General features: G+C 63.6%; 17 protein-coding genes. 5 read left to right on the top strand and 12 right to left on the bottom strand.

Annotation, left to right across the window (positions count from 1 at the left end; translation table 11 throughout):
* Positions 1-91: 91 nt before the first annotated feature.
* The 5 genes from ACO06F_RS14345 to ACO06F_RS14325 all read right to left on the bottom strand — a co-directional run bounded on the left by ACO06F_RS14345 (position 92) and on the right by ACO06F_RS14325 (position 4,909).
* Complete coding sequence (locus ACO06F_RS14345) at positions 92-1,420, bottom strand: FMN-binding glutamate synthase family protein (protein WP_421693430.1); 1,329 nt, start codon at positions 1,418-1,420, stop codon at positions 92-94.
* Positions 1,421-1,430: 10 nt separating this feature from the next.
* Positions 1,431-2,114, bottom strand: a complete 684-nt coding sequence (locus ACO06F_RS14340; RefSeq protein ID WP_421693429.1) for a protein GlxC — start codon at positions 2,112-2,114, stop codon at positions 1,431-1,433.
* A 151-nt stretch (positions 2,115-2,265) separates the two neighbouring features.
* A complete protein-coding gene (locus ACO06F_RS14335) occupies positions 2,266-3,168 on the bottom strand; it encodes a class II glutamine amidotransferase (protein ID WP_421693428.1) in 903 nt (300 codons plus the stop codon).
* A 107-nt stretch (positions 3,169-3,275) separates the two neighbouring features.
* Positions 3,276-4,253: a ribonuclease T2 family protein gene (locus ACO06F_RS14330; RefSeq protein ID WP_421693427.1), complete on the bottom strand. Its 978-nt coding sequence runs from the start codon at positions 4,251-4,253 to the stop codon at positions 3,276-3,278.
* A 2-nt stretch (positions 4,254-4,255) separates the two neighbouring features.
* Positions 4,256-4,909: a helix-turn-helix domain-containing protein gene (locus tag ACO06F_RS14325; RefSeq protein WP_421693426.1), complete on the bottom strand. Its 654-nt coding sequence runs from the start codon at positions 4,907-4,909 to the stop codon at positions 4,256-4,258.
* A gap of 471 nt (positions 4,910-5,380) precedes the next feature.
* On the opposite strand from ACO06F_RS14325, the gene cysD reads away from it, so the two are divergent.
* Together cysD and cysN are read left to right on the top strand one after the other, a co-directional pair.
* On the top strand, positions 5,381-6,232 hold the full coding sequence (gene cysD, locus ACO06F_RS14320) for a sulfate adenylyltransferase subunit CysD (RefSeq protein WP_421696686.1): 852 nt from the start codon (positions 5,381-5,383) through the stop codon (positions 6,230-6,232).
* The gene (gene cysN / locus ACO06F_RS14315) at positions 6,232-8,139 is read left to right on the top strand and encodes a sulfate adenylyltransferase subunit CysN (protein ID WP_421693425.1); all 1,908 of its coding nucleotides are present in this window, start codon (positions 6,232-6,234) and stop codon (positions 8,137-8,139) included. Before cysD ends, cysN begins: the two co-directional genes overlap by 1 nt.
* Positions 8,140-8,150: 11 nt before the next feature.
* On the opposite strand, the gene ACO06F_RS14310 is transcribed toward cysN, so the two are convergent.
* Genes ACO06F_RS14310 through ACO06F_RS14285 form a run of 6 tightly spaced genes read right to left on the bottom strand, consistent with a single transcriptional unit; the run spans position 8,151 to position 15,140 of the window.
* Positions 8,151-9,239 (bottom strand): HPP family protein, encoded by a 1,089-nt coding sequence (locus ACO06F_RS14310; protein WP_421693424.1) that lies wholly within the window; start codon positions 9,237-9,239, stop codon positions 8,151-8,153.
* A 34-nt stretch (positions 9,240-9,273) separates the two neighbouring features.
* A complete protein-coding gene (locus ACO06F_RS14305; protein WP_421693423.1) occupies positions 9,274-9,888 on the bottom strand; it encodes a 2-hydroxychromene-2-carboxylate isomerase in 615 nt (204 codons plus the stop codon).
* Positions 9,885-11,432, bottom strand: a complete 1,548-nt coding sequence (locus ACO06F_RS14300; protein WP_421693422.1) for an AMP-binding protein — start codon at positions 11,430-11,432, stop codon at positions 9,885-9,887. The genes ACO06F_RS14305 and ACO06F_RS14300 overlap by 4 nt, the downstream gene beginning before the upstream one ends.
* Entirely contained in the window at positions 11,429-12,193 is a 765-nt protein-coding gene (locus tag ACO06F_RS14295) for an SDR family NAD(P)-dependent oxidoreductase (protein WP_421693421.1), read from the bottom strand. The genes ACO06F_RS14300 and ACO06F_RS14295 overlap by 4 nt, the downstream gene beginning before the upstream one ends.
* A gap of 47 nt (positions 12,194-12,240) precedes the next feature.
* On the bottom strand, positions 12,241-13,773 hold the full coding sequence (gene hutH, locus ACO06F_RS14290) for a histidine ammonia-lyase (RefSeq protein WP_421693420.1): 1,533 nt from the start codon (positions 13,771-13,773) through the stop codon (positions 12,241-12,243).
* Positions 13,770-15,140: a formimidoylglutamate deiminase gene (locus tag ACO06F_RS14285; protein ID WP_421693419.1), complete on the bottom strand. Its 1,371-nt coding sequence runs from the start codon at positions 15,138-15,140 to the stop codon at positions 13,770-13,772. Before ACO06F_RS14285 ends, hutH begins: the two co-directional genes overlap by 4 nt.
* A 47-nt stretch (positions 15,141-15,187) precedes the next feature.
* On the opposite strand from ACO06F_RS14285, the gene hutI reads away from it, so the two are divergent.
* The 3 genes from hutI to hutU are packed head-to-tail and all read left to right on the top strand — an operon-like array spanning position 15,188 to position 18,789.
* Complete coding sequence (gene hutI / locus ACO06F_RS14280; RefSeq protein WP_421693418.1) at positions 15,188-16,378, top strand: imidazolonepropionase; 1,191 nt, start codon at positions 15,188-15,190, stop codon at positions 16,376-16,378.
* Entirely contained in the window at positions 16,378-17,109 is a 732-nt protein-coding gene (gene hutC, locus ACO06F_RS14275) for a histidine utilization repressor (RefSeq protein ID WP_421693417.1), read from the top strand. The genes hutI and hutC overlap by 1 nt, the downstream gene beginning before the upstream one ends.
* 9 nt (positions 17,110-17,118) lie before the next feature.
* On the top strand, positions 17,119-18,789 hold the full coding sequence (hutU, locus tag ACO06F_RS14270) for a urocanate hydratase (RefSeq protein WP_421693416.1): 1,671 nt from the start codon (positions 17,119-17,121) through the stop codon (positions 18,787-18,789).
* On the opposite strand, the gene ACO06F_RS14265 is transcribed toward hutU, so the two are convergent.
* Complete coding sequence (locus tag ACO06F_RS14265; RefSeq protein WP_421693415.1) at positions 18,779-19,894, bottom strand: PQQ-dependent sugar dehydrogenase; 1,116 nt, start codon at positions 19,892-19,894, stop codon at positions 18,779-18,781. The genes hutU and ACO06F_RS14265 overlap by 11 nt on opposite strands.
* Positions 19,895-19,936: the final 42 nt, after the last annotated feature.

Here is a 19,936-nt window from a genome sequence, read left to right as displayed (position 1 = left end):
TCTGTTTCACTCCCGTCGTCTTTTGCTTGGTCTTGTTGGTAAGCCCGGCCTCCTTAACAGAGGCGGCCGGGGACTGTCATCACACGCGATACTAATATCCCCCGCGTCCGGGAATCCAGCTTGTTCCTGCAAGGGGGACCTGCGCCATCGCCGCAGCTTCGACCGTCAGTGCACAGAGGTCTTCGGGCTCGAGGTTGTGAAGGTGGCTCTTTCCGCAGGCGCGCGCCACGGTCTGCGCTTCGAGCGTCATGACCTTGAGGTAGTTGGAAAGACGCCGGCCCGCCTTGACGGGATCGAGCCGTGCCGCCAGCACCGGATCCTGCGTGGTGATGCCTGCGGGGTCTCGGCCTTCGTGCCAATCATCATAGGCGCCGGCCGTGGTGCCAAGTGCCCGGTATTCCTCTTCGAGATGCGGGTCATTGTCGCCCAGCGCCACGAGTGCGGCGGTGCCAATGGCCACAGCGTCCGCACCCAGGGCAAGTGCCTTGGCCACGTCCGCGCCGGAGCGGATGCCGCCCGAAATGATGAGCTGCACCTTGCGATGCATGCCCAAATCCTGCAGCGCCTTCACTGCGGGGCGGATGCAGGCAAGCGTGGGCAACCCCACATGTTCGATGAACACATCCTGTGTTGCCGCCGTGCCGCCCTGCATGCCATCGAGCACGACCACGTCAGCGCCCGCCTTCACTGCAAGCGCCACGTCATAATAGGGACGCGTGCCACCGACCTTCACATAGATGGGCTTTTCCCAGGAAGTGATTTCGCGCAGCTCATGGATCTTGATTTCGAGATCGTCCGGTCCCGTCCAATCCGGGTGGCGGCAGGCCGAACGCTGGTCGATGCCCTTGGGCAGGCAGCGCATCTGCGCCACGCGGTCTGAAATCTTCTGGCCCAGCAACATGCCGCCGCCGCCGGGCTTGGCACCCTGCCCGACCACCACTTCGATGGCATCCGCCTTGCGGAGGTCATCGGGGTTCATGCCATAGCGCGACGGAAGATATTGATAAACGAGCTGCTTCGACTGCCCGCGCTCTTCCGGCGTCATGCCGCCATCGCCCGTCGTCGTCGAGGTGCCCGCCATGGAGGCGCCGCGGCCCAATGCTTCCTTGGCCTGCGCCGAGAGCGAACCGAAGCTCATGCCCGCGATGGTGATCGGGATCTTGAGTTCGATGGGCTTCTTGGCAAAGCGCGTGCCGAGCACCACGTCAGTTCCGCATTTCTCGCGGTAGCCTTCCAGCGGATAGCGCGAGATGGAGGCGCCCAGAAACAGCAGATCGTCGAAATGTGGCAGCTTGCGCTTGGCGCCGGCGCCACGGATGTCATAGATGCCGGTCGTCGCGGCGCGGCGGATTTCCGCCATGGTGTAATCGTCGAAGGTGGCGGACTTGCGCGGCGGGGTGCGTGGAACGTTGATGTCCATGTGGGGTGCCTCAGTAAGCGTCGGCGTGGTCGACGTTGAAATTATAGAGCTTGCGGGCCGAGCCGTAGCGCCGGAAGTCCTGCGGGCGATGGTTGAGTTTGGCGCGCTCCAGAAGCTTCGCCAGGTCTTCGAGGTGCTCGTTCCGCACCTCCTTCTCGATGCAGTCCGAGCCCAGATTATCGGCACGGCCCTTCACATAAAGCCGCGCTTCGTAAATCGAATCGCCCAGCGCCTCGCCGGCATTGCCACAGACCACGAGATTGCCGCGCTGCGCCATAAAGGCGGACATGTGGCCGACGTTTCCACCCACCACGATATCAACACCCTTCATCGAAATGCCGCAGCGGGAGGAGGCATCACCTTCGATAACGAGCAGCCCGCCATTGGCGGTGGCACCGGCGGATTCGGAGGCATTGCCCTTCACCCAGACAACGCCCGACATCATGTTCTCGGCAACGCCTACACCGGCATGGCCGTGAATGGTGATCTCGGCGTCCTTGTTCATGCCGCCGCAATAGAAGCCCACATGGCCCATCACATCGATCACCAGCGGCGCATCGATGCCGCAGGCAATGGCATGCTGGCCCATCGGGTTCTTGATGGCCCAGTGCCGCTCATTCGTATCCTTCGGCACCTTGTAAAGTGTCTGGTTGACGGCGGTGATGCCAACCGCTTTCAGATCAAGCTCGCTCACTTCGTTTCCATCCCTTTATCTTGGCCTTGCCCCGGATGCCGTCATGCCAGCGCAGGCTGGCATCCCGCTTCTTCTCCGCAAAGCGGGGCCCCAGCTTCCGCTGGGGTGACGGAGAGCAAGGGCCATATTGGTGTTCATCTGCGTCCCGGCCTCAGGCGTTGCCGCCCCAGGTGTAGATCGTGCTGGGCTCGGGCTCCCAGATCTTTGCGTCATCCGCGCCGGGCAGATGCGCAATCGCGCGGTATTCGGTTGCCATCGCCACCCAGTCATCGGTTTCGGCGATGACCGCGTGCTTGCAGGCGATGGGATCGCGCACCACCGCAAAGCCATCCGCCGTACCGACGAGGAAGGTATAGAATCCATCCAGATCCTTGAGGCCATCCTGAAGCGCCTCCTTCAGCGTGGCGCCATTGCGCAGCTTCCAGGTCATGTAAGCCGCGGCCACTTCGGTGTCGTTTTCGGTCTGGAATTCCATGCCTTCGCGGCGGAGATTTTCGCGAAGACGATTGTGGTTTGAGAGCGAGCCATTGTGCACGAGGCAGAGGTCCGCACCCGTGGCGAAGGGGTGGGAGCCCGCCGTCGTCACCGCGCTCTCGGTTGCCATGCGGGTGTGGCCGATAATGTGCGTGCCCGACGCGTGGCCAAGGTCGAAGCGGTCATAGACGGCTTCCGGCAGGCCGGTTTCCTTGAAAATCTCAACCGTGTGGCCAGAGCCCACCACGCGGACGCCGGGCGCATTGGCCTTCAGCCATTTGACCACATCTTCTTCTTTGGCGGTGGTCACGAGAATGCAGTGCGTGCCGATCTTCTCGATCCGGGCCTCGCAGTTCAGCCCCTCTTCGAGGCCGCCCTCCACGTGGCGCCAGTTGTAGTCCGCATCATTGTGGGCGAGCGAAAACTTGGTTTCCGCCGCAGCCACCGGATTGCGGTAGATGGCAACCCCGGCGGAATCCGGTCCGCGGTTTGTCATCTCGATCAGCATGGGCTTGAACATCGCGCCGAGCTGCGGCTGCAGCTTGGGGTTCTTCAGGTAAAGTCCGACAATGCCGCACATGATCAGTTCCCCGTTCAATTGAACCAGGCGAACCTAACAGTCCATTTGAAGGTTTTCAACTCTCAGGAACTTTTTTTTCATCTCGTGAATTGCAATGCCCCATGCTCCTATTGCGGGCCCACCGGATCAACCACGCCGCCCGGGCAGCCGGGGTCTGTGGGGGGCGAGGCCATGATGAGCTCAGCCAGGGGCGTACCACCGGGAATGTCACCCCGGAGGCCGATGGTGATCTCGCTGATCAGGCGGCGGTTTCCATCATCCTTGCAGGCCACGCGCACCCGCTCGCCAGCCCCTGCGCCGAAGGCCTCGTCAAACTGGGCGCGGATTTGATTCGTGGTCACACTGCGCCCGGTCTCAGCCATCATCAGATTGGGAAGCCCGGTGCCATTGACGGCTTTGAGAAGGCGGAGCGCATCCCGGAAATAGCGTTCGGGATCGGAGGCGGGGTAGCATGTGCCGTGCTTTGCCCATTCATGGCGCTCAAGCATGGACTTGCTTCCGGGCATCATCGTCTCAAGCTCAGTCCGGGTGGAAAGGCTCAAGTCAAGATCCGGCAGATCCTTCCATTTCCCGCCCTCGGAGGCGCTCCGCAGCGCCGTATCCACCTTGCAGTATTCGCGGGTGGAAGGCTGGGGCCAAAGCCCGTGAAGCGAAAAGTAATTGGCATCGAACCGGTCGCCGGTCTGCCAGCGGCACTCCGGCTTCTTGCCATTGGTTTCGCAAAAGGCCGGCTGCCAGCTCAGCGCCAGCACATAGGAAGGGGTCTGCGCGGCAGGCGCTGCGGCTTCACCCTTGGCAATCCTGGCCCGGCCGCATTCCGCCTCCACCCAGCGTTCGGGCGGCACTGCGTCAGGCATTTCGATGCGGTAATGGGTCGCCTGCTTGCGGTTCCGCGCCAGCAGCCTGTAGCTCACGCCGGGGGCGGTGATCACCCGGCCGGGGTTCGTATCCTTGCGGATGGACAACAGCGCAGGGCAGGCGCGGCTGGCCAGAAACTGCCCGTCAAGCGGCTCATCCGCCAGGGCCTTCCCATAAAACAGCAGTGCCGCCACGCCAGTGACGATCAGGTGGCGGAAAACTCTCAAAATCAATCCTCGCGGCGGTAGCTGATGACGGAGAGATAGCGGATCGGCAGCGCGCGCAGCTCGTCCGGCCCATGTGGCGCATCGGCATCGAAGAACAACGCATCGCCCGGGTGCATGTCATAGGTCTTGTCGCCGTGGCGGTACACGACATTGCCTTCAAGCATATAGAGAAACTCGAGGCCGGAATGCTGGAAGGTCGGGAATACGTCCGACTGGTGGGTCAAGGTGATGAGATAGGGTTCCACACTCACCGGCCCATGCGGGCTGTGGCCAAGAAGCTGGTACTGGTGGCCGGCGCGCGTGCCCCGCCGCTCGATGGTGAGACCCTGCCCCGCCTTCACGAAGGTCGCGTCCCGGATTTCCTCATAGGATTTGAAAAAGGCGGTCACCGGAACCTGAAGTGCCTGGCCCAACGCCTGCAGGGAGGCAAGCGAGGGCGAGGTTGCCCCATTCTCGATTTTCGAAAGCATGCCGGCAGACATGTCCGCGGCCTTTGCCAATTCCGCAATCGTCAGGCCCAGCTTCTCGCGGAAGCCCTTGACCTCCCGTCCGATCGCCTGCTCGAGCAGCTTTCCCTGCGCCGCGCCGTGACCATGCGGGTCCTGGAAAGGTATGCCGGAGGCCTGCCCCGGCTTCTGCCCGTTGCCTTTGTCCACTTCGCATTCCTCCCAGTAAAAACTCTATACCGGACGTCAGGTGAGCTCAAGGCCCCGCCCCGAACCGACTCTATCGGAAAAAACCTATCATCGTCCCTCAACATTTCAAACACACAATAATTTTCCTATCAAAAGAGTCCGTTTTGCCGTAAATGGCGCTATCCAGAATGTTGTCGAAGGTAAAATCCTATCATGGATACGATGGCTCAATCCTTCCTATTGGAAATCGAGCGGTTCCTGGGCTCCGCGGGAATGGAACCCACCGCACTGGGCAAGCAGGCCCTGGGGGATCCGAATTTCGTCTTCGACCTGCGCAAGGGCCGCTCTCCTTCCACCCGCACCATTGACAAGGTGCGGAGCTGGATTTCCCAGCAATCGGCGCGGCCCCAGGCCTCTCCACGGCCGTTCCAGCGCCCGGCGGGCCAGACCCTCACCCATCTCGAGCGGCTCGAAGCCGAATCAATTCACATCATGCGGGAAGTGGCGGCCGAGTGCGAAAAGCCGGTGATGCTTTATTCGATCGGCAAGGATTCGGCGGTGATGTTGCATCTCGCTATCAAGGCCTTCTACCCCTCGAAGCCGCCCTTCCCTTTGATGCATGTCGATACCGGCTGGAAGTTCCGGGACATGTACGCCATGCGCGAGGCCACGGCGAAGAAGTATGATTGGGAGCTGATCGTCCACAAGAACCCCGAAGGCGTTGCCAAGAACGTCAATCCCTTCGACCACGGCTCAGCCCTTCACACCCAGATCATGAAGACGGACGGCCTCAAGCAGGCGCTCGACAAATATGGCTTCGATGCAGCCTTTGGCGGCGCCCGGCGGGATGAGGAAAAGTCCCGCGCCAAGGAGCGCATCTTCTCCTTCCGGGACAGTCGCCACCGCTGGGATCCGAAGAACCAGCGCCCGGAACTGTGGGACCTCTACAACGCCCGCAAGAACAAGGGCGAATCGATCCGCGTCTTCCCGCTGTCCAACTGGACCGAACTCGACATCTGGCAATATATCCACCGCGAGAACATCGACATCGTTCCGCTGTACTTCGCTGCCGAGCGCCCCGTGGTGTGGCGTGATGGCCAGATGATCATGGTGGATGACGAGCGCATGCGGCTGAACCCCGGCGAGACGCCGGAGATGCGCAAGGTCCGCTTCCGCACCCTGGGCTGCTATCCGCTCACGGGTGCGATCGACAGCAATGCCACGAGCCTTCTCGATATCGTGGAGGAAATGCTCGTCGCCACCTCCTCAGAGCGCCAGGGCCGCGTCATCGACAAGGATGCTTCTGCCTCCATGGAAAAGAAGAAGCAGGAAGGATATTTCTGATGACGCGCTTCATCGAATTCACCGGCGGCGACGTCGAAGCCTATCTTAACGCCCAGGAACAGAAGGATCTCCTGCGCTTCATCACCTGCGGCTCGGTGGATGACGGCAAGTCGACCTTGATCGGGCGGCTTCTCTACGAAGCGAAAATGCTGTTCGAGGATCAACTCACCGCTCTTGAGGCCGATTCGAAGAAGATGGGCACGCAAGGCGGCAATCTCGATTTCGCGCTGCTGGTGGACGGGCTCGCAGCGGAGCGCGAACAGGGCATCACCATCGATGTCGCCTACCGTGCCTTCACCACCGACAAGCGCAAGTTCATCGTAGCCGATACGCCCGGCCACGAACAATATACCCGCAACATGGCAACGGGTGCCTCCACCGCCGATCTCGCCATCATCCTGATGGATGCGCGCAAAGGCGTTCTCACCCAGACCCGCCGCCACACCTTCATCTGCACGCTGCTGGGCATCCGGCACCTGGTCGTCGCCGTCAACAAGATGGATCTGATGGGCTTCGATCAGCAGGTGTTCCAGAAGATCGAGGCCGATTACCGGGCCTTCGCGAAATCGCTTGGCGCTGAGGGCGTGACGGTGATCCCCGTTTCCGCACTGATGGGCGACAACATGATCGAGCGCTCGCGCAACATGGCCTGGTACCACGGCCCCACGCTGATGGCGCATCTCGAAACCGTGCCGGTGGGCGACGATCTGGCGGAGAAGCCCTTCCGCCTCCCCGTGCAGTGGGTAAACCGCCCCAACCAGAATTTCCGCGGCTTTTCCGGCAGCATCGTGTCGGGCACGGTCAAGCCAGGAGACGCAATCAAGGTGCTGCCCTCAGGCCGCACGTCGACGATCGGCAAGGTCGTGAGCTATGATGGCGATCTCGCGGAAGGTGTCGCGGGCCAGTCCCTCACCGTCACGCTGACGGACGAGATCGACATCAGCCGCGGAGATGTGATCTGCGCGGCCAATGCCCCGGTTGAGGTTTCAGACCAGTTCGAAGCCGAGATTCTGTGGATGAGCGATGAGCCCATGCTTCCCGGCAGGCCCTATCTCTTCAAATCCTCGACCAAGACGATTCCGGGCACGCTGGAGGAGCTCAAGTTCAAGGTGAACGTCAACACCATGGAGCATGTGGCGGCCAAGACGCTTGCCCTCAATGAGATCGGCGTGTGCAACCTGGCGCTCGACAGCCAGATCGCCTTTGCACCCTATGGCGAGAACCGTCACCTCGGTTCCTTCATCATCATCGACCGGTTTTCGAACAACACGGTGGGCATGGGCCTGATCCGCTTTGCACTCCGGCGTGCTGCGAACATCCACTGGCAGGCGGTCGACGTTCACAAGAACGCCCGGGCCGCAATCGCCGGGCAGAAGCCGGCTGTGCTGTGGTTCACCGGGCTTTCGGGTGCGGGAAAGTCCACGATCGCCAATCTCGTCGAAAAGCAGCTTCATGCCTCCGGCCACATGACCTATCTGCTGGACGGCGATAATGTCCGCCACGGGCTGAACCGTGACTTGGGCTTCACCGATGCTGACCGTGTGGAGAACATCCGCCGCGTGGGCGAGGTTTCGAAACTGATGGTCGATGCAGGCCTCCTGGTGCTGGTCTCCTTCATCTCGCCCTTCCGCTCCGAACGGCTCATGGCGCGCGAACTAATGGAAGACGGCGAATTCATCGAGATTTTCGTGGACACCAGCCTGGCCGAAGCCGAGAAGCGCGACGTGAAGGGCCTCTACGCCAAGGCCCGCCGCGGCGAGATCAAGCACTTCACCGGGATATCCTCTCCCTATGAAGCGCCCGAGAACCCGGAGATCCGCGTTGATACAACAAAGGTCACACCCGAAGGCGCTGCCGACATCATCGTGCGCTATCTGAAGGACAGGGGACGGCTGACCAAGGCGTAATCGGGTCGCGGCTACCGCGCCGCACCCGTCACCGCGAGGCGTGCCAGGGCGACGATCATGTCGGTCTGCGTCACCAGCCCCATAAGCCTTCCCGTGCCGTCGGTGATCAGCACGGCATGGTGGCGGCCGTCCGACAGCGGGTCGACCAGGCGCAGGATGCTGTCGTCGGGAAGAGCGGTCACGGCATCGCTCATCATTTCGGACACGGTTTGAAGCGCATGGTCCGGCTCATGCATTTCGACGATGCCCGCCACACGGCCTTGCCCGTCCACAACGGGAAGAATGCGCAGATCATGCGCCAGCAGCAGCGCATGCGCATCCCGCCACGGTGCACCGGCCTCGATCCTCAGCACGTCGCGTGACATGATGTCGGCACAGCTGGGCACCCTGGCCGTGCGCTCCAGGGCTGAAAGCTCGGCGCGCCTAACGATGCGGTGCAGGTCATCGCGCGAGATGTCCATGGGCTCGCCGCCTTCCGCCAAGGCGGCGTCGATGTCGGATTCGGTCAGCGAAACGCGGAGTTGTGCGGGCACATCCGCCGTGCCGTGGTGGCGCGCCATCACCAGCTTTGGCCGGTGCGGATAGGAGTGTTTCGAGAAGCGGTGGAAGGCCAGCCCCAGCAGCACCAGCAGCACGGAGTTGAGCGCGACGGGCACCAGCGCGAAGCCGAAGCCCCAAGAGACCGCCGTGGGTCCACCCAGCACACCCAGCAGCGAAGCAGCACCCCCCGGCGGGTGAAGGCAGCGCAGCAGTGACATGACGGCAATGGCAGCAGCAACGGCAATCGCAGCCGCGAAGGCCTTGTCAGGCACCAGATGCGCAACGCCGATGCCCACCAGCGCCGAAATCGTGTTGCCGCCAATGATTGACCAGGGCTGCGCCAGCGGGCTTGCCGGCACCGCGAAGAGCAGCACGGCAGAGGCCCCGAGCGGCGCCACCAGCAGCGGGAGGTGCTCCGCCCCCACGACCCAGCCTGAGAGAGCGCCCGCAAGACCGATGCCAATTAGCGCACCCAGGCAGGCAATGCTCCGGTCACGGAGGTTCGTTCCCGCCATGCGCGGTGTGAGTGTGCGGATGGTGGAAAGAAACATGTTCTGCATGCCAGATCCTTGGATGTTTCGCTTCCGCGCCTTGTCACCCGGTCTCGTGTAGAGGGATTTTGCCTTGTGAGATATGAATATCCAGAAGGTCCAGTCTGTCGTTTCCGAAGTAGAGCTTCGCACCCGTATCAACCGTCGGCACGCCGAAGACACCGCGGACAATCGCCTCGGCGGTATTCTGTTCAAGTCGCAACTTGAACTCATCGCTCACAGCGGCCGCTTTCACTGCCCCGCCGTCAAGCCCCGCCTCCTCGCCCCAGCCGGCGAGGAGATCGAGATCGGTGATATCGGCTCCCTCCGCCCAATAGCCGCGGAGCAGGCGGCGCACGAAGGCTTCAGCCCGGCCCTCGTCCTCCGCCAGCAGGCAGGCCCGCAAGGCGCGTGAATTGCGCAAGGGATAGTTGGGGTGGATGCGCAGCGGCACATTCTGCAGCTCAGCCCAGTCCGCGATGTCCTGGCGGAACCAGGCCACGCGCGCAGGCGTGGCTTCAAGCGGCTTCACACCGCCAATGTCATCCAGAAGCCGCGGCAGATGTAGCGGCCGCCAGCGCAGGGAGAGCTTATGCTTGCGCGCAACATCTCCGATGCGGAAGGATGCGAGATAGACCCAGGGCGAGTGTACGTCGAACCAGAAGGTGAGACCATTCATGTGAGCTGCTCCATGCGGTCGTCCCTGGCCCAGTCGCGAAGCTCCACCTTGCGGATCTTGCCCGATGGCGTGAGCGGAAATTGCTGTAGCTGATAAATCACCGCCGGCACCTTGAATTTCGCAATGCGCGCCGCGCACAGGCCTTTGAGTTCCGCCGCCGTCACCGGCCGGGCGAGCTTCACCGCTGCGGCAACCGTTTCGCCATAGTAAGCATCGGCCACACCGAAGACGGCAACCTCCGCCACCGCCTCATGCTGCTGAAGGATATTCTCGATCTCGGCGGGATAAATGTTCTCGCCACCCCGGATGATCATGTCGCGCAGGCGCCCGCCGGCAATCACCAGCCGTCCATCCACGCGCAGGTAGCCCAAATCCCCGGTGCGGAGCCAGCCGCCTTCGATGATGGTCTCCGCTGTGGCTTCCGGCTGCTTGTAATAGCCCTCCATCACCATGGGCCCCCGTGCCTGAACCTCGCCGATCTCATGGGGCTTCAACACTTCGAGCGTCACGGGGTCGGCAATGCGGAGCTCATAGCCGGGGAGCGGCAGCCCCGCCGATTCCCAGCGCAGCGGATCGTCATGCTGCGGGCAGGTGAACAGCGTTCCGCCCTCTGTCTGGCCATAGACTTGTGAGAGCCCAGGCATCGGAAATTCTTCCGCACAGCGCTTCAGAACCTCTGCATTGCAATCCGCCCCGCCGCAGCTTCCGGCCCTGAGCGAGGAGAGATCATACTGCGCGCGCGCGGGGTGATCGAGCATGGCGAGATAGGATGTCGGAACGCCGGAGAGAAAGCTGCAGCGCTCCGCTTCGATGATGCGGAACATGCCTTCGGGGTCAAAGCTCGGAACGCCCACATAGGCTGCACCCTGGCTTAAAGATCCCAGCAGATTGAGAATGCAGCCCGCGCAGTGAAACAGCGGAATGATCGAGGTCCAGCGGTCTCCCGCGCTCAATCCCAAACGCGCCGCACTGTGCCGCGCCACCAGCATCATGGCGCGGTGCGAGAGAAGCGCGCCCTTGGGAAAGCCCGTGGTGCCGGAAGTATAGAGAAGCGCTGCAACCGCATCGGGGTCACATGGTGCGGGCGCGAATGATGCATCCTCCGCAATGAGGCGCGGAAAATCCTCTTCCAGTGTGAACACATGGCGGAGAAGCGGCAGCGCGGGCCGCAGCGCCATCACGTTCTCGAGATAGGGGTTGGAACGGTATTGCGTAGAACAGATGAGCGCCACCGCGTCGGACTGCTTCAGCGCATAGGCGAGGTCATCCAGCCGGTAATGCGTGTTGAGCGGCACGAAGACGGCGCCAAGGGCTGCACAGGCCATCTGCACCACGGGCCATTCCACGCGGTTCTCGGCAAGCAGCGCCACGTGATCGCCCGCGCGGATGCCGCGGGCCTGCAATGCCCCGCACAGGGCACGTGCTGCGCCATGATACTGGGCAAAACTCAAGCGGGCGTTCTGATGGGGGAACACCAGCGCCTCCGCATCGGGCCAGCGCTCTGCGGCCTCTTCCAGCGCCGTCCAGGGATGAAGCGATGTCACTGCGCGCACCAGCCGCCATCGGCGAGCAGGATGGTGCCGGTCACGAAGCTTGCGGCGTCGGATGCGAGGAAGATCGCGGGGCCCACCATCTCCTTCATCTCGGCCATGCGGCGGAGCGGCGTGCGCGCGGCGATCCCTGCCTCCGCCTCGGCCAGATAGGCCTGGCCTTCCGGCGTCATGGCATGGCGTGTGTAGCCGGGGTTGAAGGCGTTGACGCGGATGCCCTGCGGCCCCCATTCGGCGGCAAGCCCACGCACCAGCATGTCGATTCCGCCCTTCGCCGCGCAATAGGGCGTCAAATCCTCGAAAGCGGCAACGGAGGCGTTGGACGAGTTCATCACGATGACGCCGCCCGTGCCCTGGCGCATGAACTGCCGCGCCGCTGCTTGCGCCGTGAGGAAGTAGGATTTCAGATTGCCGCCGATCACTGCGTCGAATTCGTCCGGCGTAAAATCAATCGCCTTCTTCTTGACGTTCACCCCCGCATTGCACACGAGAATATCGAGCCTTCCAAAGCTGCGCACCGCCGCAGCGATGAGCGCCTCTGCCCCTCCAGGCGCCGCCACATCGGCCTCAACCGCCAAGGTCTCACGCCCGCGGCAGCGAAGCTCCTCTGCCGTCGCCTCGGCCCGCGCAAGGCTGCGCGCGCAGCCCACCACGGTCGCACCCGCATCGGCAAAGCCCAGCGCCAGCTCCCGCCCAATGCCGCGGCTCGTTCCCGTGATGACGGCGACGCGCCCGCTCAGATCGAAGAGTTTCATATCTGGCAATCCCAATTCATCGGCGTGGCATACGCCTTGCGCCACACTTACCTGCAGCCGAGCTCGCTGAGAAGATCGGGCACGAAGCGCGCAAAGCTGCCGTGTTCAACGAGCGTGGCAACGGCTTCCGTGTCGGTCGAGAACTCCCGGTCCTCATCCCGTTTCGCAGCGCGCGACCGGACCAGCGCATGGGCCTCTTCGAGCAGGCCTGAGGTTGCAAGCGGGCGGCGGAAGTCGATGCCCTCGGCGGCGGCCATCAGCTCGATGGCGATGATCCGTGCGAGATTTGCATTCATCGGCCCCAGCCGGCGCGCGCCATGGGTGGCCATGGACACATGGTCTTCCTGATTGGCGGAGGTCGGCGCCGAATCGACCGAGGCCGGATGCGACATCTGCTTGTTCTCGCTCATCAGCGCTGCTGCTGTGCATTGCGGGATCATGAAACCGGAGTTGAGGCCGGGGTTGCGGATGAGAAAAGGCGGCAGTAGCGAAATCGAACTGTCGATCAGCGCTGCTATGCGCCGCTCGCTCAATGAGCCCATCTCCGCCACGGCCATGGCAATGATATCCGCCGCGAAGGCCACGGGCTCCGCATGGAAATTGCCGCCGGAGAGCACGGCGCCGTCTTCCGCGAAGACGAGCGGATTGTCAGAGACCGCATTGGCCTCGATCACCAGCGTGCGCGCCGCATTGGCGAGCAGGTCCAGGCAGGCGCCCATCACCTGTGGCTGGCAGCGGAAGGAATAGGGGTCCTGCACGCGGTCGTCATCCTCGAGGTGGGAGGCGCGAATCCCGCTGCCCTTCAGCAGGCGGCGGTAATGCCCCGCACTCAGCTGCTGGCCGGGGTGCGGCCGCAGCGCATGGATGCGCGGGTCGAACGGCGTGTCGGACCCCATCACGGCATCAACTGACATCGCGCCCGCGAGGATCGCCGCTTCCGCATTGCGCTCCGCGGCGATGAGGCCCGAGAGTGCAAGGGCGGTTGAAACCTGCGTGCCGTTCAGAAGTGCCAGCCCTTCCTTGGGGCCAAGCGCCACGGGTGCCACACCTGCCTCGCGCAGCGCCTCCGCGCCACCCATCCGGCGGCCCCGGATCACGGCTTCGCCTTCGCCGATCAGCACCAGGCTCATATGAGCGAGCGGAGCCAGGTCACCCGAAGCGCCGACGGAACCCTGGCCCGGAATGACCGGCAGCACGTCAGCATTGATCAGCGCCGCCAGAGCATCCATCGCCATCAGCGAAATGCCGGAGGCCCCTTGTGACAGGGCGTTGAGCTTCAGGAGCAGGATCAGGCGCGTCACGCCTTCGCTCAAAGGTGCTCCCACACCCGCCGCATGCGAGCGCACGATGTTGATCTGCAGCCGGTCGAGATCGCCCGCCGCAATGCGCGTCTTTGCAAGCTTGCCGAAGCCGGTGTTGACGCCATAGATCGCGTCCCCCGTGGCCAGCAGCCGCTTCACCGTTTCAGCCGAACGCGCGATGAGATCCCGCGCGCGAGGCGAAAGTGCAACCGTGATGGGCCCGGCAAGGGCCGCGCGCACGTCTTTCAGATTGATGGGCCGTTCTCCGATGGCGATCATGTGGCAAGCCTCCTCAGCGCGCTGCGGAAATTCCGCGCGATTGTCTCTTCATGTGCGTGGTGGCGGTCCTTGACCACATGTCCCCCGGCAACGAACACGTCCTTCACCAGCGCATTGCCGCCGGAGAAGATCCATGTGTCGAGTGCCGCATCACCCTCCCGCCCGGCTAGGAGCGCGTGCCCGGAATCGAGCACGGCAATGTCAAAGCGGTAGCCTGGCGCAATGGCGCCAACTGGCTGGCGCATGGACTGGGCGCCGCCCCCCAGCGCCGCTTCGAACAGGCGGCGGCCGGTCGACTGGCCGGGGCCGCCCGCCAGCGCATTGCGGGTTAAGTCCCGCAGGCGCTGGGAATACTCCAACATGCGCAGATCTTCCGCAGGCGACACGGTGATGTGGCTGTCGGAGCCGATGGCAATGGCACCGCCCTCCTGCAGGTAGGAAACCGCGGGGAAGATGCCGTCCCCCAGATTGGCCTCGGTGGTGGGGCAAAGCCCGGCAATGGCGCCGGACCGGGCGAGACCGGCTGTTTCCTGGGCTGTCATGTGGGTGGCGTGGATCGCCGTCCAGCGGCTGGAAAGCGCGAATTCCCTCAGCAGCATCTGGACCGGCCGCAGGCCGGAGAAGGCGAGGCAGTCCTCCACCTCCTTCACCTGCTCGGCCACATGAATATGGATGGGCGCATCCTCCGGAATGCCGGAGATCACGCGCGCCAGAAGATCAGGCGTCACCGCCCGGAGGGAATGGGGCGAGATGCCCGTGCGGCGGAGAAGATGCCCGCGAGCCTGTATAGACAGGCTTTCGAAGATGTTGAGGAAACCATCCGCATCATTGATGAAGCGGCGCTGGCCTTCAACTGGTGTCTGCCCGCCGAAGCCGCCAAAGGCATAAAGCGTGGGCAATATGGTTATGCCGATCCCCGCCTGTCCCGCCGCGGCGAGGCAGCGGAGGCTCATTTCCGCAGGGTCCGAATAGGGCGTCCCATCCGGCTGGTGGTGGAGATACTGGAACTCGCCCACCACGGAAAACCCGGCCTTCAGCATCTCCACATAAAGCTGTGCGGCCACGGCTTCGAGATCATCGGGGGAAAGCCTGTGCGCGAAGCCATACATGGCCTCCCGCCAGGTCCAGAAACTGTCGACCCCAGGCCCCGCCCGCTCGGCCAGCCCCAGCATGAAGCGCTGATGCGCGTGAGAATGGACATTGGGCATGGCCGGCACGGCGATCCCCGAAATCTGCGTGGCGCCTTCACCGCTCGCCGCCTGCACGACGGTTTCGATCATCCCATCGAGCCCCACGGTGACGGTAACGCCCTCCCGCCAGCCATCGGGGGTGAGCGCCTGGGCGAAGTGCAATTTCGTGCTTTGCATGCTCTGGACTATACTGTATATACAACCTTATACAAGAGGCTTCCCACATGCTCCTCACCAATCTCAAGGCCGCCACCATGACGGACGGCTATGGCCTGATCGAGGATGCCGCGGTCCTGGTGGAAGACGGCCGGATCGCCTGGGCCGGACCCCGGCTCGATGCCCCTGCCGGCGAAGCAACCGACTGCCAGGGCATGCTCCTCACCCCCGGCCTCATTGATTGCCACACCCATCTTGTCCATGGCGGAAGCCGGGCACATGAATTCGAGCAGCGGCTGACGGGCATCTCCTATGCCGAGATTTCAAGGGCTGGCGGCGGCATTGCCGCAACCGTCCGGGCCACGCGCAGCCAGTCGGAGGCAGATCTCGCCGCATCGGCGTGCAAGCGGCTGGACGCGCTGCTGGCCGAAGGCGTCACCACCATCGAGATCAAGTCCGGCTATGGACTGGACCGGGACACGGAAATGAAGATGCTCCGCGTCGCGCGGGAGCTCAGCCAGTGGCGGCCTGTCGATGTGGTGACGAGCTATCTGGGCGCCCATGCGCTCCCACCTGAATTCAAGGATGACCGCCAGGCCTATCTGGACCTCGTCTGCAATGTGGTGATGCCCGCCGTGGCAGAAACTGGCCTCGCCGATGCGGTTGATGCCTTCTGCGAGGGGATTGCCTTCTCCGTCCCCGAAACCCGCCGCGTGTTCGAGACCGCGAAGTCCCTCGGTCTTCCGGTGAAGCTTCATGCCGAGCAGCTCTCGAACCTCGGCGGCTCCGCCCTCGCGGCCTCCTTCGGGGCCCTCTCCGTCGACCACATCGAATATCTGGATCAGGCGGGGGTTGATGCCATTGCCGCCTCCGGCACGGTCGCCGTGCTGCTGCCGGGCGCCTTCTATTACTTGCGCGAAACCCAGGTCCCGCCGGTGGCAGCCCTGCGCCAGGCGGGCGTTCCGATTGCGGTCGCCACAGACTTGAACCCCGGCACCTCGCCCGTCCACTCGCTGCTCACCACCATGAACATGGCCTGCGTGCTCTTCGGGCTGACACCCGAGGAGGCGCTGCGCGGCGTCACCGTCAATGCCGCCAGGGCACTGGGCCTGTCCGATCGCGGCGTGATCGCGCCCGGCAAGAAGGCTGACCTCGTCTTGTGGGATGTGGCGCGGCCGGGTGACCTGGCTTACCCCTTAGGCTTCAACCCGCTCGCCGCCGTCATCCACAATGGCGAGCTCGTGCGGGGGCTTCTCTGATGAGCGAAGCCCTTCCCCTCTATGCGAAGGTCAAGGATCACATCCTCGGCAACATCCGCTCGGGCGCCTGGGCCGCGGGCCACCGCGTTCCCTCCGAGAATGAGCTGGTGGAAAGCTTCCGCATCAGCCGCATGACCGCGAACCGCGCGCTCCGCGAACTGACGTCCGAGGGCTTTCTCTCCCGCGTGCCGGGCGTGGGCACCTTCGTGCGCGAGGCCCCGGCCCTCTCGAGCCTCATGGAGCTGCGCAATATTGCGGAGGAAATCGCCCAGCGCGGCCACCGCTATTCCGCCCGCGTCATCTCCCAGTCGGAGATCGAGTCGAACCCGGCGCTCAATGAAGAATTCGAAGACCGCGCGCTGAAGCGCCTCTACCACATCGTCATTGTGCATGAGGAGAACGCCGTTCCCGTGCAGCTGGAAGACCGCTACGTGAACCCCCTCGCCGTGCCGGATTTCCTTGAACGTGACTTCACGGATACGACGCCCACGGCCGTACTTCTGGCCGCCACACCCGTCGATGAGTTGGAGCACACGGTCGAAGCGACCCTTCCCACGCCGGAGCAGCAGCGCCTCCTCAGCATTGCGGCATTGGAGCCCTGCCTCGCGCTTCACCGCCGCTCCTGGAGCCGCGGCAAGGTCGCAACGGTTGCGACCCTCACCTACCCCGCCAGCCGCTACGCCCTCTACAGCCGCCACCGCACCACGGCGCGCGGCACCTTCTCTCAATAGGAGCTTCCCATGGATAACCGCCGCGACAACACGCGCGTCATCAAGGCCCCCACCGGCACCACGCTTTCAGCCAAATCATGGCTCACCGAGGCACCGCTCCGTATGCTGATGAATAATCTGGATCCGGGCGTAGCCGAGCGGCCTGAGGAGCTCGTGGTCTATGGCGGCATCGGCCGCGCGGCCCGCAACTGGGATGCCTATGACAAGATCGTGGCGGGCCTCCGCTCGCTGGAGGAGGATGAAACGCTGCTGGTCCAATCCGGAAAGCCCGTCGGCATCTTCCGCACCCACAAGGATGCGCCGCGCGTGCTGATCGCCAATTCCAACCTGGTGCCGCATTGGGGTACCTGGGACCATTTCAATGAGCTCGATAAGAAGGGGCTGATGATGTACGGCCAGATGACGGCCGGCTCCTGGATCTATATCGGCACGCAGGGAATCGTGCAGGGCACTTACGAAACCTTCGCCGAACTGGGCCGCAAGCATTATGGCGGCAACCTCAAGGGCAAATGGTTCCTGACGGCGGGCCTGGGCGGCATGGGCGGCGCGCAGCCGCTCGCCGCCACCATGGCGGGCGCCTCGATGATTGCCATTGAATGCCAGCCCTCGCGCATCGAGTTTCGTTTGAAGACCCGCTATCTCGACACCAAGGCCTCGACCATCGAGGAGGCACTGGAAATCATCGACCGCTCGCACAAGGCGGGAAAGCCCATCAGCGTCGGCCTTCTCGGAAATGCCGCGGAGCTCCTGCCCGATTTCGTGAAGCGCGGCATCAGGCCGGACGCGGTGACGGACCAGACCTCGGCGCATGACCCGATCAACGGCTACCTTCCCGCCGGATGGTCTCTGAGCGAATGGGAGGAAAAGCGCGTCTCCAACCCGCAGGCCGTGAAGGCCGCCGCCATGGCCTCGATGAAGGACCATGTTCAGGCCATGCTGGACTATTGGCACATGGGCGTGCCGGTCCTGGACTATGGCAACAACATCCGCCAGATGGCGCTTGAAATGGGACTCGCCAACGCCTTCGAATTCCCGGGGTTTGTTCCTGCTTACATCCGTCCGCTGTTCTGCCGTGGTGTGGGACCCTTCCGCTGGGCCGCACTTTCGGGCAACCCGGAGGACATCTACAAGACCGATCAGCGCGTCAAGGAACTCATTCCTGACGATCCGCATCTCCACAACTGGCTGGACATGGCGCGCGAACGCATTGCCTTCCAGGGCCTGCCTGCCCGCATCTGCTGGGTGGGGCTGGGCCAGCGCCACCGCTTGGGGTTGGCCTTCAATGAAATGGTCCGGAACGGCGAAGTCGAAGCGCCCATCGTCATCGGCCGGGACCATCTGGACTCAGGCTCCGTCGCCTCGCCCAACCGCGAGACGGAAGCGATGCTGGACGGGTCTGACGCCGTGTCCGACTGGCCGCTCCTCAATGCGCTGCTGAACACGGCAAGCGGCGCCACATGGGTGTCGATCCACCATGGCGGCGGCGTTGGCATCGGCTATTCGCAGCATGCCGGCATGGTGATCGTGGCCGACGGCACGGATGACGCCGCCCGCCGGCTCGAACGCGTGCTGTGGAACGACCCGGCATCCGGCGTCATGCGCCACGCCGATGCAGGCTACGAGACCGCCATCGCATGCGCAAAGGAGCAGGGGCTGAAGCTGCCGGGGATCACGTCATAACCCGCAGGACCCGCCCCTCCGGCCCGCCTTCATCCGTCAGCACATAAAGGTATCCGTCCGGTCCCTGCCGCACGTCGCGGAAGCGGGCGTAGCCGTCGAAGAGCTTCTCTTCACCCACCACCTTGCCGCCTTCGAGCACGAGCCGCGCAAGATGCTGTTTGACGAGCGCGCCCACGAAGAGATTGCCGGTCCACTGCGGGTAGCGGCTGCCCATGCAGAAGGCCATGCCGGAGGGCGCGATGGATGGGTCCCAGTAGTGCACGGGCTGTTCCATCCCCGCCTTGGCCGTGCCCTCGCCAATGCGCTCGCCGGAATATTCGCGGCCAAAGGAGATGACGGGCCAACCGTAATTCCGTCCGGCCTGCGGGCGGTTCACTTCATCGCCGCCGCGCGCCCCGTGTTCAACCGTCCAGAGCTCCCCTGTTTCCGGGTGGACCGCAGCACCTTGCACGTTGCGGTGCCCGATGGACCATATTTCCGGCAGCCAGCCGGAGGGCTTCGGATTATCCGCCGGAACGCCGCCATCCTCGGTGATGCGGATGATCTTGCCGATGTGATTATCCGTGGACTGAACAGAGGTGCGCATGCGAAGGCGGTCTCCCAGCGTCACGAACAAAGCACCTTGCTTGTCAAACGCAAGACGGCATCCGAAATGGTTGCCGCCCTGCCCCGCCGGCTGCTGGCGGAAGATCACCTGCACGTCATCAAGGCTGGAATAGTCATCGGAGAGCTTGGCCCGCAGCACGCTGGAGCCATTGCCGCCTTCGCGCAGCTCGGCGAAGGACAGGAAGATGAGCCGCGTTGTATCGAATTGCGGGTGAAGCACCACATCCAACAATCCACCCTGCCCCACCGCATCAACCTCGGGAACGCCCGAAACGGGTTTAGACAGGCTGCCCTCTGGCGAGACCACGCGAAGCCTGCCGGGCCGCTCCGTCACAAGCATGTGATCATTGGGCAGGAAGGCCAAGGACCAGGGGTGATCAAGCCCCTTCGCCACCTCATTGAGGCTGGCCTTGCCGGAGCTTGTGCTGGTGGATTGCGCCAGGCCGGGGCGCGGCAAGAGGGAGGCTGCAAATGCGGCAAGCAGGTGGCGGCGTTTCATGTAGAGAGCCTCAGTCGTTGAACCAAAGCTCTCCTACGCAGC

Origin of the sequence: Aestuariivirga sp., from assembly GCF_965227715.1 — a bacterium.
Lineage (GTDB): Bacteria > Pseudomonadota > Alphaproteobacteria > Rhizobiales > Aestuariivirgaceae > Aestuariivirga.
Note: the sequence above shows the minus strand (reverse complement) of the source record. Positions and strands in the feature narration are given on the sequence as shown.